The following is a 17,134-nucleotide window of genomic DNA, read 5'->3' on the forward strand; positions in this document are numbered from 1 at the left end:
CGGCGTTTTTGTTTGTTGGAATTATGCTCCCATAGGTAAATGAAGGGTGAATGTAGAGCCAATCCCCATTTCACTATGAACGGTAATTTTGCCATGATGATCCTGAGCGATTTTCTGACAGAGTGCCAGTCCAAGTCCGGTACCTTCCTCCTTGGTCGTATAAAATGGATTAAAGATCGTCGCCAGAGAGTTCTCCGGGATGCCACTGCCCGTATCGGTGATTGAGATAAGCGCTTTCTCTCCATCATGTAACAGATCAATATGCACTTCACCCGGATCTTCCATCGCTTCAAAAGCATTACGAATCAGATTAATCAGAACCTGTACGATCTTGTCCCGATCCATATTGACCACAATCGGCTCGCTAGTCATCTCCAGTGTAATTCGATGCCCGCGTGACGCTGCATCCGATTCGGTTAATGACATGACCCGTTCAAGACAGAGCTCCACTCGTTCAGGTTTCATGTGATTGGTGTGTGGTTTGGAGAACTGTAAAAACTCTGCCGTCAGCTCTGTTACACGTGTGATCTCACCCATGATAACTTCATACCACGGGGCGATATTGAATGCCTGTCCTCGTGACAGCTGCAGGAATCCACGAATGGCAGTTAGCGGGTTACGAATTTCATGAGCCATGCCAGCCGCTAGTTCACCTACAGCCCGGAGCCTTTCGGAACGGAAGACCTCCTCTTCGTTTTTCAACCATTTATTACGCTGCTTCTGGAACAGCCTGTCCTCCGCCACCGTAATAAAGTGCTGTAACGTCTCAGACATTCCCGGATACAAGGAAATACTGTAGTTCACCTGCAAACCCCGCAACTCCCCTGACAGCAGTGACGTCATGCGTTCTTCAATATTTTGTATTTCAGGCAATATGACGGCATAGCGATCTCCTGCATAGCGGGATATACCGTATGCATCCGAAAACTGTGTTGTAATACTCTCGCCTGTATTTCTGATTACGCTACACCAGTTGTCTTCGACCTCTTTGTCGAACCCGTTGAAATTCTGAATATTCAGGATAATCAGTAGAAAGGAGCGGTGCTCCTTCACCGTTTTATTAAGGGCTTCCATGTAACCATCGTAATTCAGCAACCCGGTGAGCGGATCATGGAGGGTGAGAAAGTGGTTTTTCTCCCGAAGCCTGCGCTTCTCTGCCTCGCTGTTAATCAAAGTATGATATAAAAATATAATGACAATCGCAGTTAACATGTCAAACAGGGACACTAACAAATTATATGTATCAATTGGTACATACGAAAGCCGAATCACGGTATATTCAAACACAATCAACATTGAAATGGGTAACGTCTGCGTAACACGTTGTTTATCTTGAATCATCGACATGATGAGCAGGTAATACAGCATATTGCACCAGTTCAGTTCACTGAAATAGTGGAATATACCAAGAAAAAGCCAATGGATATTACGCAGTGCAGGATAACGTTTCTCCCCATATATACTTGCTACAAATAACACACCAGCACATATCATTAACGCGAGATGGGGAGTAAGCCCTAGAAAATAAGAGGACAGGATAACAAGCAGACATCCCAGCGGGAAAATAAGCATTTTCATCGTGTAACTTAGCAAAAGGCCTCGCCCCCTTTGACATTTTACTCACATCAATACCTCAATTACATGTATTATATCGATTATGTTTAGCTAATGTTGTCGATTAGTGGAAGCTTGTCAAATTCACATGAATGTATAAATTTATAATTAAAATAGGACAAACGGTTTATAGGAAAACGGAGATTGCGAAACTATCATACATCACATTGATCAATACTGTGTTACAATACATTAATGGATTTATTTAGGATAAAACCTTGGTTATGGAGGGATAAGCATGATACAACAAAGAAAACCTTTGGGCATCGGGACACTTTCTCTGCTGGTGCTCGCAATGGGGTTGGCCTTTAATTTTCCCTGGGGCACAGAAAAGGTACAGATCAGCCACTATTTGTTTAATCTACTGAACGTGCCTATCTATAGTAATGGAGACCAGGGACTTCACCTTCCCTTTGTGGCGGCGGCAATCTTCTGGATACCTGCTGTAATTATCGCTAGCAAGTATCGTTCGCACTATGGTACAAAGGTAGCCTTTAACGTAGCCGCGTTTATGCTGCTTCTATGCATCGTTGGTCCTGTGGTTAATATGGTGGACAGGTTTGTAAATTCATAAAATAAAGAAGCCAGCACTCTTGAATGACAAGAGTGCTGGCTTCTTTGATTCAATTCTACACTTCTATTTTTTCGCCATATACTTGCGGATATCAAATGCCACAGCAGCCACAATAATCAACCCTTTAATAATCAGCTGCCAGTAAGGACTTACACCGATAAAGGTCAGACCATAGTTGATGACTCCAAAGATCAGCACCCCTGCCATGACTCCGGGCACCGTACCAATACCACCCGCAGTGGAGACGCCCCCCACGACACAGGCCGCAATCGCATCCAACTCATACATATTGCCGTAATTGTTCGTTGCCCCGCCCGTACGTGCGGCTTCCAGCACACCGCCCAGTCCATACAATGCACCTGCAATGGCATACAACGCAATCAGGTTGCGGGCTACATGAATACCGGACACATGCGCAGCCTGAATGTTGCCACCGATGGCATACATGTTCTTCCCGAGGCGGGTCTTGTTGAAGACGACCCAGCAGATCAGCGCAACCGCTACAGCAATTAATACGATATACGGAATGGAATAACCACCGCCAAGATCAATGTAACCGGAACCAATAACGGTAAAATCGGGTCTCAGTCCTCCAATGGGTTGTGACTGATTCGGCTCTGTATCAAAATAAATCGAATTCAGACCGTATACCGCAACCATCGTACCCAGAGTCGCGATAAACGGTGGAACATGTAATTTGGCTACAATGATGCCGTTGACGAGACCCACTGCCAAGCCTGCAATGATCCCGACGATCATGGGCGCCCACACCCATAAATGTGGCAGATCAGGAAAGAACCGATTGGCATATTCATCAATTTGCAGCATGGATGCGGATACCACAGCCGTTAGCCCAACGACCCGCCCTGCCGATAAATCGACCCCGCCCGTTACGAGGATAAACGCCGCCCCCAGCGCAATGATGGCCCGTGTGGAGGACTGTTGTAATATATCCCGAAGTGTAGAGAAAGCAAGAAAATGCGGATCGGCAATGGCAATGCCGATGACGAGCAGGATCAGCACAATAAAGATCGCGCGCTGCGCCACATACTGTTTCACCTGATTGATAACCTGTGTATTCATATGTTCCCTCCTGACTAAGCCATCCGCTGCTGTGCGGCCAGCCTCATGATATCCTGCTCTGTTGCCTCGGCTCCGTCCACAATTCCGGTGAGCCGTCCTTCGCTCATGACCATAATTCGATCCGACATACCCAGCAGTTCGGGCATCTCCGAGCTGATCATAATAATGCTTTTGCCCTGGCGGGCCAGTTCCGTAATAATGGTGTAGATTTCAAATTTGGCACCTACATCAATCCCACGTGTTGGTTCATCGAGCAGTAGAATTTCCGGGTCAGTTAACAACCATCTAGCCAGAAGTACCTTCTGTTGATTACCACCGGAAAGGTTGCGAATCAGCGTGTTAACTGAAGGCGTTTTAGTTCTAAACTTCTGCGTTTGCTCGCGTGCCTCATCACGGCCTTTCTTCTCATCTAACAGACCAATCCGATTTTGGTATCGTCCGAGACTCGCAATAATCGTATTTTCATATACAGACAGCACCGGAAAAATTCCCGTGACTCTTCGTTCTTCGGTCAGCAGGGCAATGTTATGACGCTTTGCTGCGGCAGGTGACTTGATCTTTACCTTGCGCCCATGAATGGAGATCGTCCCTGAAGCAAGCCCGCGTAAGCCAAAAAGTGACTCAATCAATTCCGTCCGCTGTGCCCCAACAAGGCCGCCGATTCCAAGCACTTCACCTTTCCTCAATTCAAACGTCACATCCCGGAACGAATTCGGCTGGCTGGAGGTTAAGCCTTCTGCCTTCAAAATCACTTCTCCAGGTACGTTCGTGCGTTCCGGGAACCGTTCATCCAAATCACGTCCTACCATGCGGGTAATGATCAGGTCGGTCGTTAAATCGGCAGCATCCCAGGTACCGACCACAAAACCATCCCGCATAATCGTGACCTCATCCGAGATCGTCAGAATTTCCTCCATCTTGTGCGAAATGTAGATAATAGACACCCCGCGACTGCGCAGCTGATTAATAATGGCGAAGAGCTGGTCTACTTCCTTGCCCGTGAGCGAGGAAGTTGGCTCATCCATCACGATGACTTTGGATTGGAAAGAGACCGCTTTGGCGATTTCCATCGATTGTATTTTGGAAACGGATAAAGTCCCCGCCTGAGCCTTCGGATCAATGTCCAGATTCAGGTCCTTGAACAGAGCCAGTGTATCGGAATACATTCTTCTCTCATCCACCAGCAATCCCCTCATCGGAAACCGTCCCAGCCAGATGTTCTCCATCACCGGACGGTGTGGCACCGGGTTCAGTTCCTGATGAATCATCGATATTCCATGCTGAAGCGCCGCCTTCGAACTCGGAATCTCCACCTCATTGCCGTCCATCCGAATCGTCCCTTCATCCGGGCGATACATACCGAATAGACATTTCATTAGCGTGGATTTGCCCGCTCCATTCTCTCCCATCAGCGCATGAACGGTACCCGGCTTTACTCTCAATGTGACCTGACTCAGTGCCTGCACACCCGGAAATGCTTTGGATATTCCGTCCATCTCCAGCAGGTAAGGTGCTTCCATCTTTCATCCTCCCCTTCGGCAAAAAAAGGACGCCATCTCATGACGGACGTCCCTGTTTGCTGCTGTTATTGGGCGTCGGCAATGTTGTCTTTCGTAATTTTTTTGTAGGCAATCCAGACGTATTTGCCATCCGTAATGTCATAACCCGTATTTTCCTTCGTTGGCGTCTCACCCTTCGCGAGTACGGAAGCGAGTGCAACCGTTGCTGCGCCCTGGTTCTTGGCATCATTCAACACCGTGCCCAGCATCGTTCCGTCCTGAAGGGCCTGAATGGCCGGAGCCGTTGCATCGACGCCGACAACCGGCATCGTTTTGCCGTCTTTGAAGTATCCCGCTGCTTTCAACGCTTCAATGGCTCCAAGTGCCATGTCATCATTGTTAGCCAATACCGCTTCAATCTTGTCTCCGTGGGAGGCAAGGAACGCCTGCATTTTCTCCTGTCCTTTGACCCGATCCCACATTGCGGTGTCTTCCGCCAGCGCTTCCACTTCAATTCCGGCATCCTGGATGGCCTGAACGGAATATTTGGTCCGCAGCTCAGCATCCTGGTGGCCTGGCTCGCCTTTCAGCATAACGTATTGCAGCTTGCCGTCCCCGTTTTTATCTGCTTCCGGGTGGGCCTTCCAGTAGTCCACAATGAGCTGACCGGAGATCGTGCCGGACTCTTCCGCCTTGGCTCCAACGTAATACACTTTATCCCACTTGTTCATGTCTTCAGCAACCGGCTCACGGTTCAGAAAGACAACTGGAATGCTGGCCGCTTTGGCTTTATCAATAATGACACCTGCTGCGGTCCGGTCAACCGGATTCACAGCCATTGCGTTGTATTTCTTGGATACAAACAGATCGACTTTCTCATTCTGGGTCGGCTGTGCGTTCTGGCTATCCACGATATCGAGTGTGGCTTTGCCTTCCGCTGCTGCGGTCATTGCATTCCGCACACCCGTCATGAACGTGTCATCGAACTTATAGATCGCCACGCCAATCTTCGGCGTTTCCGTCCCTGCCGCCGTCTTGCCTCCTGTATCTGTTCCTGTACTTCCGCCTGCGCTGTCTCCGCCACTGCTGCACCCCGCCGCCGCAACCATACACGCTGTAAGCAACAATGTCATCCACGTTTTCTTCATATCCTAATGACCTCCCCCAAGTTCATTCGGCTTTACCGATGTCTTTATTATGAAAGGGTTTACAATAAATTCGAATACAATATCTTCCTCTGTTTTATCGAAATCTTCCTCAATTGAGCCTTTATTGTACAAAAGGAAACAACAACTTCTGATTATCCATCCAGAACATATTGTCCGTACTGACAAGCTTCGTTTCTAGCGTTACCCTGGCTTGCACCTGTTGATTGTTCAACCGTGCAACAGCCTGATTCACACCAAGATAACCTGCACTGAATCCATTTTGCACGATCAAGTGTTGAATTCTGCCTTCCTGTAACTGCTCTAACTGCTGCTGTTCACTGCCAAATCCCACAATCTTCACCATGTTCCCATTGTTCTCGGACGTACGTCGATTCAATTCATCCGCTGCCCCCAGAGAAGCAGGTTCCTGAAGGGCAATCAATCCATCCACCTGCTGCTGGTCAAGCAGTTGCTTCGACGCCTGCCAGCAACTATCACGCGTGCTGCATACGGATTGGGTCTCCACATGAATGTCCGGATATTGAGCCAGTGATTCCTCTACCCCTAGCTCCCGGTTAATCAGAACAGGATTTACAGGATCAGGACCAAGCAAGGCTATACGTCCTCGTCCACCCAGAAGCACAGCCATGGCCTGACCCGCCTGCCGTCCAGCCTCAACGTTATCTATCGAGATAACACTTGTTATACCTTTTACAGGAAACTCGTCATTCAACAAAATGACGGGGATAATCACTCCGTTGGCATCCTTAGTCTGTACCTTCTGGATGATGTCGCTGAGTGTCTTCTCACTCAAGGGATCGATCAACAGGGCCGATGCTCCCTGTTCCAGTGCCAGTGATACCGCATCCACCTGGGCTTGTTCACGCTCGCTCAGTGGATAAGTCCCATTTTGCAAGTGCTCTTGCTTGACCTTTCCCTGTCCTGCTGTAAAGTCGGGGTTAGATGGCGCGTAAGTTAACCCCTCTGAGGGAAAAGCCTCCACCGTAATGAGCTCCGCTCCCGCTTCTTTGGCAGCCGCTTCGGCCCCAAGACGTATCGCTTCTGCAAGTTCTCCGGTTCCCGCTGGCGTAATCAGTGCAATACGCGGCGGTGATCCCGCCGGATCAGCATTGGACATACTGCACGCCATACATATCAACAGGCAGCAGATTGCTGCTGACATGCCCATATAACGAAGGATGGGGACTCTCATCCGTATGACTTCCACGCGATTGCAGATTTTTATTTTCAAAACCCAATTCGAGATCCCATCCGTTCTATCGATGTTATTAACTTTCATGAGCATCGTCCTCCTCTCGTTCCGATTGGATCGGAATCCGAATCCAGACGGTTGTGCCTTCTTCCAGCTCACTCTCGAATTCAAGACCGTAAGCTTCGCCATAATAAAGCTGAATCCGATCATGTACATTGCGTACAGCTACACCTGATCCTGCACCACTTTTCACGATAGGACTGCCCATTAGAAGTTTCGACATCTGCTCTTCCGTCATGCCGACCCCATTATCCGTAATGCGAAATACCAGCTTGTCGTCCTCCCGGTATACACGAATCTCAATACATCCCTCGTCCATATGATATTCAATGCCATGCACAATCGCATTTTCAATGAGTGGCTGAAGCACCAGCTTAAGGGTCAGGCAGTCCAGCGTATCCTCATCTGCCTTCATGCTAAAATTAAATTTGCGCTTGAACCGCATCTGCTGAATCGTCAGGTAATGGTGGGCGTGCTCCAGTTCTTCCCTGACCGTAATAATCGTCTTGCCCTGACTGAGACTAATGCGAAACAATCGGGATAACGAAGTGATCATCGTAATGACTTCCTCATTCCGGCTCATGCCCACCATACGCACGACCGAATTTAACGTGTTATATAGGAAATGTGGATTGATCTGAGCCTGCAAAGCTTCCAGTTCGAGACGACGCTTCTGTTCCTGTTCATGAATGATTTCATTCATCAAGGTCCGGATTTTATAGACCATCAGGTTAAAACGACGGGATAAACGTTCTACTTCCAGCGGCCCTTCGATCGGTAGCTCCACGTTAAAATCCCCTCGCTCCACAGCCTTCATCTTTCGTTCCATCCGCCGGATCGGACGTGTCAGACTGGAAGAGAGGAACAGCGAGACGAGGATGACCAGTACCAGCACAACCAGCAGTACCCGAATCAGATATCCATTGACCTCCTGGCGGGTTGTCATGATCTCATCCAGATAGGCCACACCTACGATTTTCCATCCGATATTAGCGACAGACTTGACCGCATTCAACCTTTTCTGCCCATCCGCCTCATCTTCATAACTGCCGGTTGCAACCAGTGCCTGTTCGATATTTTCACTTTTGAGCCCCATGTACATTAATTGCTGCTGCGGATGGTAGACGATATTGCCCGCACTTTCGTCGATAATGTAGACGTATCCCCGCTGCCCCAGACTGACACGACGGCTCAGTTCGTCCATTTGTTTGAAGTTGATATCCACCAGCAGAATGACCTGCCTATCCTGACCATTTTGGCGTACGGTAATGCCTTTGCTCATAGAAACGACCCATTTATATGGGCCTGTGTACATGTTCTGGATATGAGGCAGCGAGAAACTAAGGTGATCCGGCACGCGGAGTGCAGATTGAAACCACCCTTGCTGTGTTACATGCGCACTCGGTTTTAATTCAGCTGAAGGTCTGTTCTTGAGCAAATGCCCTGTTGAATCCAACAACGTAATGGAGATGATATCTTCGCGGCTGCTGAGCAGCGTATCGAGCTGTTTATCTACCTGATCCCCTTCCCACGTGCCATCCCGCAGCATATGTTCTTCGATGGCTCGATACAGATGCGACATGCTGCGAACATAATCCTCCAGATTGTAGCTGACCTGATCCACGATCTGTCTCGTCGTCAGCTCTGCACTTCGCTCCGCGGCCTGCGTGAATTTGTCATGCAGCAGCATCGCCATGATGGTCAGCACCAATACAATGAAAACAGAGAAGGACCACGTAATAATAAAGCGGATACTGCTGACTCTGGATGAACGCAGCCTGGACCGAAGCTTGAGCCAAAGGGATCTTATCCATCCGGCAAAGGTTCTCATCGACTTGTGCCTTCACTAGCTGTTAGTGCAGTCTGTTTGCGATATTCTTTGGGCGAGACGCCGATATGTTTTTTGAAGCAAAAACTGAAATAATTCGGTTCTGCGAAGCCTACCTGACCAGCAATCTCAAACGACTTCATCTCTGTGGATCGAAGTAATTCCTTGGCCGCCTCCATCCGGATTTGCATCAGATATTGCAGAAAGGTAAGCTGTACTTCTTTTTTGAAAATGCCACAAAAATAACCCGAACTGATATGCAGATGCCCACATACTTTCTGAATGGACAGATCCGGATCGGCGTAGTGTTCTTTGGTAAACGACAATGCCTGTTCCACAATATCCTTGTATACATGCTGCCTTCCGCTGGCAATGCGATGTTGAACGAGCAGACAAACCTCATGCACCTTACCTTGTGCCTCAGACAACCCAGGCAAACGGAACAAATCGGCATACAACTGGAACCCTGCCCCAAAAATGTCCTCCATGGCCTCGCCCGATGCCTGAGCTGCCTTCCAAACGTTTGTTAAAACTTCAATCAGATACAGTTGAATGTCACTTCGCCCATGCTCCACCGTAATTTCCCGGAAAATGATCTCTAGCGCGTCCTCCAGCTCCGCCTGCGTACCCGCTTTCAGACAACGTGTCAGCGTTTGCTGCTTCAACTCGTCAAAACGCAATTTGCCCGCCGTCTGCCGCTCCACATCTGCAATATAGATAAGGGGATCGGTCCCCGGTACAAGTCGATAATCCAGTGCCAGTAGTGCATCCTCATAGGCATGCTTCACACCTGCCAGTGTGTTCACGATTGAGCCCGATCCAACAGTGGCAGGAATACGCAAATAATGATTGATGCTGCGCATTACATTTTCCAGCGCCTGCTGCTGTCGTTTCTCCCCATCTTCTCCACCCCACCGATCTACATAGAGCAGCACAATCGTCTCCTGATGCATAAAAGCATGTCCGGCCCCGTGTTCCGTCCATACCTCTGCAGCAATGTTCAGCGCAGCGAACTGCTTCAACTCCGCATCCTCGGATTGGTCTCCGTCCATATGCAGGGTCAATACGGATACACCATAGCGGTCACCATGCAGGTCTAGTCCGCATTGCTTTGCTTTGCCATGGATATATTCCGGTGATTTTTGCCGATGTAGCAAAGTGGCCATCAGATCCGCCTGTAACAGGGGCAGGCTTGTATAATAATGGTCGCGCAGCTGCTGTACATCCTCTCGTTCGGCCACTTCAGCCGCCATCTGTGCACGCAACCTTGTAAGCAGTTCTGTCAGATGTCCCGCCGAGAATGGCTTCAGTAAATATTCATCCACACTCAGCGAGACCGCTTGTCGGGCGTAGTCGAATTCATCATATCCAGTCAAAATCACCACTTTCACAAGCGGATTGCGCTCCCGCAACCTTCGAGCAAGTTCAAGTCCATCCATAAATGGCATGCTGATATCCGTTACCACAATATCCGGCTCCACTCGTTCGGCCATCTCCAGTGCTTCACGTCCATTCTCCGCCAGACCAACTATGCGCAGATCGAGCGCTTCCCAATCTACCTCTACAACCAACCCTTCGCGTACATCCTCTTCATCATCCACCAGCAATACCCGGTACACGTCAGATTCCTCCTTTATTTAACGGGCCTTAAGCCCAAGCAATAATGTATATGTCGATATGATCCAAGGTTGCCATCATAATATACAATATAAATTTAATTATGTAATCGCTTACTTTTAAGATGAAAAGATTGATATAATGTGCGCTCACAAACGAAATATATGGTAAATTATTGAAAGGAGTAAATTAAGAAATAGAACCAACCTCAAGAACTTCAGGAGAAATTAACAAAATCATGGAGCGGAGGAATAGAAGCGATACGTAACACGCTGAATGAGAATAGTGAGGAGGAGAATATAACTGAATGGAAACTGTTTTACAGCTTGGAGGATTCATTAAACACCCTTTCCCATAAAGATCACTCTTCCTTCATCGCTGCCTATTATAGTAACGAACGAAGAACCATGCTGGAAAACGGAGATGTCATGCCTGCCTTGCTTTTACATCCCGATCATACAAAGGCGATACTTTTTTGGGAAAAGCTTGATGGAACCTATGCCATTATTACATTAGAATCGCAAATTAATGCAAACAACAAGTCTGAATGGAATGTAAGTCATTCTTGGATAACCAAACAACCCTCATCCACTTGAAGTGGGTCAGGGCATCATTGATCCTATATCCATTCGTAATCCCTCATAAAGAGTACTGTATGTACTTTAATGAGGTTCCGTTTCTCCATCCTCTTCTGCTGACAAAGATAAATTGGCATTTAACCCCTTCACATAAATCATCGTGGTATCCGGATTGATATGCCCCATCATTTCTGCCAAGCGATGCAGTGGTGTATGCTCAGCCATAGCGTATCCGAACCGATGACGCAGATCATGGGAACTTAGCCCTTCCAGACCGGCTGTAGTCATCACCTTTCTGATCAAATGGCGCAGCGCCCTCTCCGTTAAGCGATCACTGGTTTTCTCGGAAGGAAACAGGTAAGGACTATCCGGTGCGAGGCCAACCATGTACATCTTCAACAAAGCAATACATGTCATGTTCAGCGGAATTTTCCGTTGACCGTTTCGTTTATCGGCCCGCACGGTAAGTTGCCCGCTTCTTTTGCCCAATTCAATATCACAAGGAGCGAGGTTGCATATCTCCATCGTTCGTATACCGGTATGAAACATGAGGGTAAGGATGGTCTGATCCCGAAGCGAGTTACCGTCTTCGACGGCAGATATGAATGATCTTTCTTCCTCGGTGGTCATTCGGCGGGGGCTAACCTTGTCTTCCGGAATGAATTTCAAAGGTTTGGAAGGATTACTGCTAATCCTGGCTTCCGATGAAGCCCACTTAAAAAAACGCTTCAATGTAATCAGTCTGCGATTAATGGTAGACGGCTTCAATTGCATTACCTTTTGTGAATCTTCCCGATAACGGACCAAAGTCGATGTATGCACGTCTTCGATTCGAAATGAGATCTCTTCACTCCGAGAATCGTTCCCCATATACCATTCGGTAAAATGCTTCAAATCACTCGCATATTCCTTCAAGGTTTTGGGAGTCAATTCTCCCTGGTTCGTAAGCATATGTATGAATTCCTGAACAACCATTTCCCCTTGTACCGAAGTACCAGAACCCTTATCCATTAGAAAAAACCTCCAAATCTTGACTTATATTAGCGGACATGGTATTATCATATTAATCGATACATTAGCGGACATCAAGTCTGTGGGTTGAATATACCTGATTAGCGTTGATTTTTAAAATTAACCTTTTCAAAATGGTCGTTTAAAAACTTATTTTTTGGAGGAACTACATGCAAACAGGTACAGTGAAATGGTTTAACGCGGACAAAGGATTTGGCTTTATCGAAACTGAAGAAGGAACAGACGTATTCGTTCATTTCAGTGCAATTCAAGGCGACGGTTTCAAAACATTGGATGAAGGACAACGCGTCCAATTCGAAGTAACTCAAGGTAACCGTGGTCCACAGGCTGAGAACGTTACTAAAGTTTAATTATATTTAAGCTGCCTTGTACAAGGCAGCTTTTTGTTTTATTTCATCCAAAAACGAAAAGCGAGGTATGACAAATGGATAAAGAACAATTGATCACAGAAGTAGCCAAAAACGGCGGATTCTCCAAAAAGAACGCTGAAAAGGCCGTAACGGTTGTACTGGATTCGATTTTGGAAGCTTTAAAAGAAGGTAAAGAGGTTCAACTGGTTGGATTTGGCAAATTTGAAGTGCGTAATCGTGAAGCACGTATGGGTAAAAGCCGTCGAACTGGTAAGGAAATTCAACTTCCAGCAGGTAAAGTTCCTGTATTCACAGCAGGATTAACAATGAAAGAAGCTTTAAACTAAACAGCAACAACAAGATCGGAAAAGAGGTTTTTATTCAAACACACAACGAACATTTTGATGTAAATGTCGTGTTTTCTACGGTTGATGATATCATTAACTTTTATTCGGGCAAGCAGACAAACCAGAATAACGCGGAAGATCACACCCATTCAACACCCCCATCAACAGAGTCTGCACAGACACCACAACTACCCACTCGCTAAAACGAACCTTTCATCTTGGACAATAAGAAGCCCTGTTCCGCTCAAAACGGTCCAGGGCTTGATTTGTGTCAATCGAGCACCCAGGGAGAATGAATTTTGGGTACGTCATTGATTAATTGTTTGGTATAGGGATGCTCCGCATGGTGAATAACTTCCTCCGCTCTCCCCGCCTCCACCATTCGTCCATGCTCCATAATACAGATCGTGTCGCTCACATAATAAGCCAGACCCACGTCGTGCGTAATAAACACAATCGTCATGCGGTTCTCATCGCGCAGCTTGAGCAGCATATCCAGAATCGTTGAACGCGAGCATGCGTCCACCATGGACGTTGGTTCATCGGCGATCAACACCTTAGGATGCAGCATGAAAATGCGGGCAATCATGAGCCGTTGCATCTGTCCACCGGACAGCTCAAACGGATATTTGTTGTATAACTCTTCGAACTTCAAGTTGACGAAAGAACAGGCTTCCTTCATTTTGGCATATTCCTCGTCTTTGTTCAGCTTCAATCCTTGAAGTTTGATACAGTCCACCAGCAGCTTTTCCACCCGGTGAAATACGTTGAACGAAGAGAACGGGTCCTGGAAAATGGCCTGTATATCCTTCCAATAGGCTTTACGCTCACGGTACCGCTTCATTTGTCTGGGCTTGCCATCGTATTCAATCGCTCCACCCGTTTCCTTGAGCAAGCCCATGATCATTTTCGCGAGTGTCGTCTTGCCACTGCCGCTCTCTCCGACAATGGAGATAATCTCCCCTTCATGAAAATCAAAGCTCACATCGTCCACGGCTGCCTTTTTGCGATTGCCTGTACCGTACACCTTGGTCAGATGGCGGCCGCTGATCAGCACCTTGCCCATCGCCATACTACTTCACTCCTTTCGGGGAGCCTTGATCCGAGCCCATTACGCCCAGAAAGAATCATTTCATTGGTCTGCGATATCGTCTGTGTCAGATCGAACATCTCGGACATCTTCTTTATTTGAGCCGTTCTCCTCCTGATTTTCTTCCCTCTCCTGGGGCTCTTCGTTCATGCTCTCCTGCTGTACGTGACCGTCCTGCTCCTGCTCCCTGATCTGCTCCAGCATTTCTGGTGTCAGGAGACAGCGATATAGGCGCCCATCGACATGAATGTTCTCGATTTTGCCCTGGCGGCACTCGTCGGTCACCAGTGTACAGCGCTCTGCAAAGCGGCAGCCTTCCGGCACATTCTTCAGATTTGGTGGTGCACCAGGAATGGCAGCCAGTTTGTGCTCCTTCATGCCCTCTTCCGGCACAATGATGGAGCCCATCAGTTTGCGAGTGTACGGATGCAGCGGATTGAAAATCATCTGCTCTGCCGTGCCTCGTTCCACAATCTCACCGGCATACATCACCATAATTTCATCCGTGACATGGTAAAGTAGCGGCAGCTCATGCGTGATGAACACCAGTGATTTGATTACTTTGCGCTTCAACAAATCCTTCAATAGACGAATGACCGCCTTCTGGGAGGTTACATCCAGTGCCGAAGTAGGTTCATCCGCAATGAGCACGTTGGGATTCAGAATTGTTGAGATGGCGATAACCGTTCGCTGCTTCATGCCGCCGGATAATTCATTTGGATACATATCCAGCACATCCGGCGACAAGTTCAGTGATTGGAAGCGCTCCGTAGCCATCTTCCGCACATCCGACCGTTTCATCTCCGGACGATGCTCCTTCATGATATCTTCAATAAACCTGATAATACGCAGCGTTGGGTTCAGTGCATTCATGGCAGCCTGCGGAATATAAGCAATTTCCTTGCCCAGAATGCGCGAACGAAGCTGCTCTTTGTTCAGCTGCATAATATCGGTACCATTAATCCGGATCGAACCACTGCCATAATGAAGCGGCGGGAAATAAAAGCCCATCAGGCTGAGCGCCAGCGTCGATTTTCCACAGCCCGATTCACCTGCAATGCCCAGCGTCTGCCCTTCTTTCAGTCCGAACTCCACCCCGTCGACGGCAAATACATTCTCCTTGAGCCGGGTACGGTAATAGGTTTTCAGACCGCTGACCTGAAGTATAGGTTGGTTCATGGTCTTAGCTCCTTATTTTCGGATTAAAAATTTCGTCCATGCCCGTATTCATCAGATAAAGCGAGAAGGTAATGACGGCAATCGCCAGCGCCGCAGGAATGAACGCCCACCACGCCCCTGCTACTGGCGCTTCAAACACCAGTGCCCAGTTCATCAGGATGCCGAGCGAGATCGTATTATACGGCCCCAGTCCCAGCATGGAGATGGATGCTTCGGACAGAATGCCCGATGCCGTCTGGAGCACAAAAGCCATCACCACATAAGACGCGATATAGGGCAAAATCTCATGGATAATGATACGCGGCGTACTGTGTCCCGAAATTTTTGCAATATGCACATGATCCCGGCTACGCAGAGATGTCGTCTGGGCTCGCACAGCCCGGGCCGTCCAAGGCCAGCTAGTTATACCGATAATGATCGCCGTCACCAGGGAACTGCGTGAATCAATGCTGACGGAGATCAAGATCAGGATGATGAACGAAGGAATAACAATGAAAATATTGGTGATCGCCGTCAGAAAGTTATCCAGCATTCCCCCGATATATCCCGACACCAGACCCATAACCAAACCGATAACGGTCGCAAACACACCTGCAATTAGCCCCACACGTACGGATGTCTGGATGCCATACATCAATTCAAGGAAAATATCCCGTCCAAAATTGTCCGATCCTAGCAGCAGGCCATCGCCAGGTGGCTGGAACGCCATCGCAATCATCTCGAGTGGATCACTGCGATTAATGAGTGGATAGATCGTAACCAAGAGCAGCATGCCGACAAAAGTCACCGCACCGATCATGAATTTGGGTGACTTCAGCAAAATAGAGATCGAATGCTTCATATCACTGTTCCTCCATTTGAGCGGCCTTGATGCGCGGGTCAATGAAACCGTAGATGACATCAATAGTGAAATTCGCAAGCAATACAGCAATGGCAATCAGCAGCGTACACCCCGAGATTAGTGGGTAATCCAGTTGCCTTATGGCCGTGAACAACCATGTGCCGATGCCTGGATAACTGAAGACAATCTCACAGATGAGTGACCCACCGACCATCGTACCGATGGAGAGCGCAAGTCCCGTAATTTGCGGCAGCATAGCGTTACGGAACACATAACGCGCAATTCGGCCGTCGCGAATACCCAGCAGTTTACTGTATAACACATAGTCTGAATTCAGCTCATAGATGGACATCTCCCGCATGCCAATGGCCTGACCACCAATGGTCACAAGCACGATGGAGAGGAACGGCAAGGTATGGTGGCGAACCACGGACATGATAAAGTCGAAGCTCAGCTGCGGTACCATCTGGAAGTCATATCCGCCCGATAAAGGGAACCATTTCAGTGATAACGCAAAGACATACAGCATAATAATAGCCAGAGTAAAAAAAGGAATGGAATTGATAAATAAAGCTACCGGAAACAGTACTTTATCAAAAACACCTTTCCGGTACGCTGCAATCGCACCGAGCAAATTACCAATGATCCAGCCGACCAGGATGGCCGGAAGTTGAAGCCCCACCGTCCAAGGGACGGCGGAGGCCAGAATGTCCGTCACAGGCTTCGGATACAGTCCAAAGGACGTGCCCAGATTACCTGTGAACAGATTTTTCAAATAGATGCCGAATTGGGTCCATATTGGCTGATCAATGCCGAATTCAACCGTAAACGTCTCATACACCCGCTTGATGGAATCCGAGTCAGTCATCCCTGACGTCATTTTGGAAGCGATCATGCTCACCGGGTTACCTTCAATCAGTCTAGGCAAAATAAAATTCAGTCCGATGGCAATGACCAGGGTCAGGCCGTACCAGAATACTTTTTTGGCGACATATCTGGAATAGGCATTCATAGGATTTAGCACCCCCGAGTTTAGCGGATAAGGGCTTTATGTCTGAAGTGGCGTGTCACTTCATCGTGT

Annotated in this window: 16 protein-coding genes; 4 read left to right on the top strand and 12 right to left on the bottom strand. The window is 48.0% G+C overall.

All coding sequences use genetic code 11. The features are described 5' to 3' along the window. Window positions 1–21: 21 nt before the first annotated feature. On the bottom strand, window positions 22–1,578 hold the full coding sequence (locus gpAD87_RS20850) for an ATP-binding protein (RefSeq protein WP_064641088.1): 1,557 nt from the start codon (window positions 1,576–1,578) through the stop codon (window positions 22–24). Between the two features lie 274 nt (window positions 1,579–1,852). Here gpAD87_RS20850 and gpAD87_RS20855 point away from each other — a divergent pair, with 274 nt between their 5' ends. Beyond that, entirely contained in the window at window positions 1,853–2,188 is a 336-nt protein-coding gene (locus gpAD87_RS20855; protein WP_064640362.1) for a hypothetical protein, read from the top strand. 63 nt (window positions 2,189–2,251) lie between these two features. Here the strand turns inward: gpAD87_RS20855 and mglC are convergent, their stop codons facing one another. The 6 genes from mglC to gpAD87_RS20885 all read right to left on the bottom strand — a co-directional run bounded on the left by mglC (window position 2,252) and on the right by gpAD87_RS20885 (window position 10,638). After that, window positions 2,252–3,271: a galactose/methyl galactoside ABC transporter permease MglC gene (gene mglC, locus gpAD87_RS20860; protein WP_064640364.1), complete on the bottom strand. Its 1,020-nt coding sequence runs from the start codon at window positions 3,269–3,271 to the stop codon at window positions 2,252–2,254. 14 nt (window positions 3,272–3,285) lie between these two features. Beyond that, entirely contained in the window at window positions 3,286–4,791 is a 1,506-nt protein-coding gene (locus gpAD87_RS20865) for a sugar ABC transporter ATP-binding protein (protein ID WP_064640366.1), read from the bottom strand. Window positions 4,792–4,856: 65 nt separating this feature from the next. Continuing rightward, on the bottom strand, window positions 4,857–5,918 hold the full coding sequence (locus tag gpAD87_RS20870) for a galactose ABC transporter substrate-binding protein (RefSeq protein WP_063567849.1): 1,062 nt from the start codon (window positions 5,916–5,918) through the stop codon (window positions 4,857–4,859). 121 nt (window positions 5,919–6,039) lie between these two features. Further along, window positions 6,040–7,218, bottom strand: coding sequence for a sugar ABC transporter substrate-binding protein (locus tag gpAD87_RS20875; protein ID WP_197521453.1), 1,179 nt, complete (start codon window positions 7,216–7,218; stop codon window positions 6,040–6,042). Beyond that, entirely contained in the window at window positions 7,208–9,022 is a 1,815-nt protein-coding gene (locus tag gpAD87_RS20880; RefSeq protein ID WP_082935204.1) for a cache domain-containing sensor histidine kinase, read from the bottom strand. Before gpAD87_RS20880 ends, gpAD87_RS20875 begins: the two co-directional genes overlap by 11 nt. Next, window positions 9,019–10,638, bottom strand: a complete 1,620-nt coding sequence (locus gpAD87_RS20885; protein ID WP_064640367.1) for a response regulator — start codon at window positions 10,636–10,638, stop codon at window positions 9,019–9,021. The genes gpAD87_RS20880 and gpAD87_RS20885 overlap by 4 nt, the downstream gene beginning before the upstream one ends. A 324-nt stretch (window positions 10,639–10,962) precedes the next feature. On the opposite strand from gpAD87_RS20885, the gene gpAD87_RS20890 reads away from it, so the two are divergent. Further along, window positions 10,963–11,232 (top strand): hypothetical protein, encoded by a 270-nt coding sequence (locus tag gpAD87_RS20890; protein ID WP_064640369.1) that lies wholly within the window; start codon window positions 10,963–10,965, stop codon window positions 11,230–11,232. Window positions 11,233–11,298: 66 nt separating this feature from the next. Here gpAD87_RS20890 and gpAD87_RS20895 read toward each other — a convergent pair whose 3' ends face one another. Continuing rightward, the gene (locus gpAD87_RS20895) at window positions 11,299–12,225 is read right to left on the bottom strand and encodes a tyrosine-type recombinase/integrase (protein ID WP_064640371.1); all 927 of its coding nucleotides are present in this window, start codon (window positions 12,223–12,225) and stop codon (window positions 11,299–11,301) included. 170 nt (window positions 12,226–12,395) lie between these two features. Here gpAD87_RS20895 and gpAD87_RS20900 point away from each other — a divergent pair, with 170 nt between their 5' ends. Next, window positions 12,396–12,596 carry a cold-shock protein gene (locus gpAD87_RS20900; protein ID WP_062320808.1) on the top strand — a complete coding sequence of 67 codons (201 nt, stop codon included), beginning with the start codon at window positions 12,396–12,398 and terminating at the stop codon, window positions 12,594–12,596. Window positions 12,597–12,670: 74 nt separating this feature from the next. Beyond that, entirely contained in the window at window positions 12,671–12,943 is a 273-nt protein-coding gene (locus tag gpAD87_RS20905; protein WP_053783990.1) for an HU family DNA-binding protein, read from the top strand. 271 nt (window positions 12,944–13,214) lie between these two features. On the opposite strand, the gene gpAD87_RS20910 is transcribed toward gpAD87_RS20905, so the two are convergent. Genes gpAD87_RS20910 through gpAD87_RS20925 form a run of 4 tightly spaced genes read right to left on the bottom strand, consistent with a single transcriptional unit; the run spans window position 13,215 to window position 17,065 of the window. Next, a complete protein-coding gene (locus tag gpAD87_RS20910; protein ID WP_063567845.1) occupies window positions 13,215–14,015 on the bottom strand; it encodes an ABC transporter ATP-binding protein in 801 nt (266 codons plus the stop codon). A 60-nt stretch (window positions 14,016–14,075) separates the two neighbouring features. Next, window positions 14,076–15,212 (bottom strand): ABC transporter ATP-binding protein, encoded by a 1,137-nt coding sequence (locus gpAD87_RS20915; protein ID WP_082935205.1) that lies wholly within the window; start codon window positions 15,210–15,212, stop codon window positions 14,076–14,078. A 4-nt stretch (window positions 15,213–15,216) separates the two neighbouring features. Further along, window positions 15,217–16,053, bottom strand: coding sequence for an ABC transporter permease (locus gpAD87_RS20920; protein ID WP_063567844.1), 837 nt, complete (start codon window positions 16,051–16,053; stop codon window positions 15,217–15,219). A 1-nt stretch (window position 16,054) separates the two neighbouring features. Beyond that, window positions 16,055–17,065 (bottom strand): ABC transporter permease, encoded by a 1,011-nt coding sequence (locus gpAD87_RS20925; protein WP_064640373.1) that lies wholly within the window; start codon window positions 17,063–17,065, stop codon window positions 16,055–16,057. Window positions 17,066–17,134 lie beyond the last annotated feature (69 nt).

It is taken from the genome of Paenibacillus sp. AD87, from assembly GCF_001659845.1.
Taxonomy (GTDB): domain Bacteria; phylum Bacillota; class Bacilli; order Paenibacillales; family Paenibacillaceae; genus Paenibacillus; species Paenibacillus marchantiae.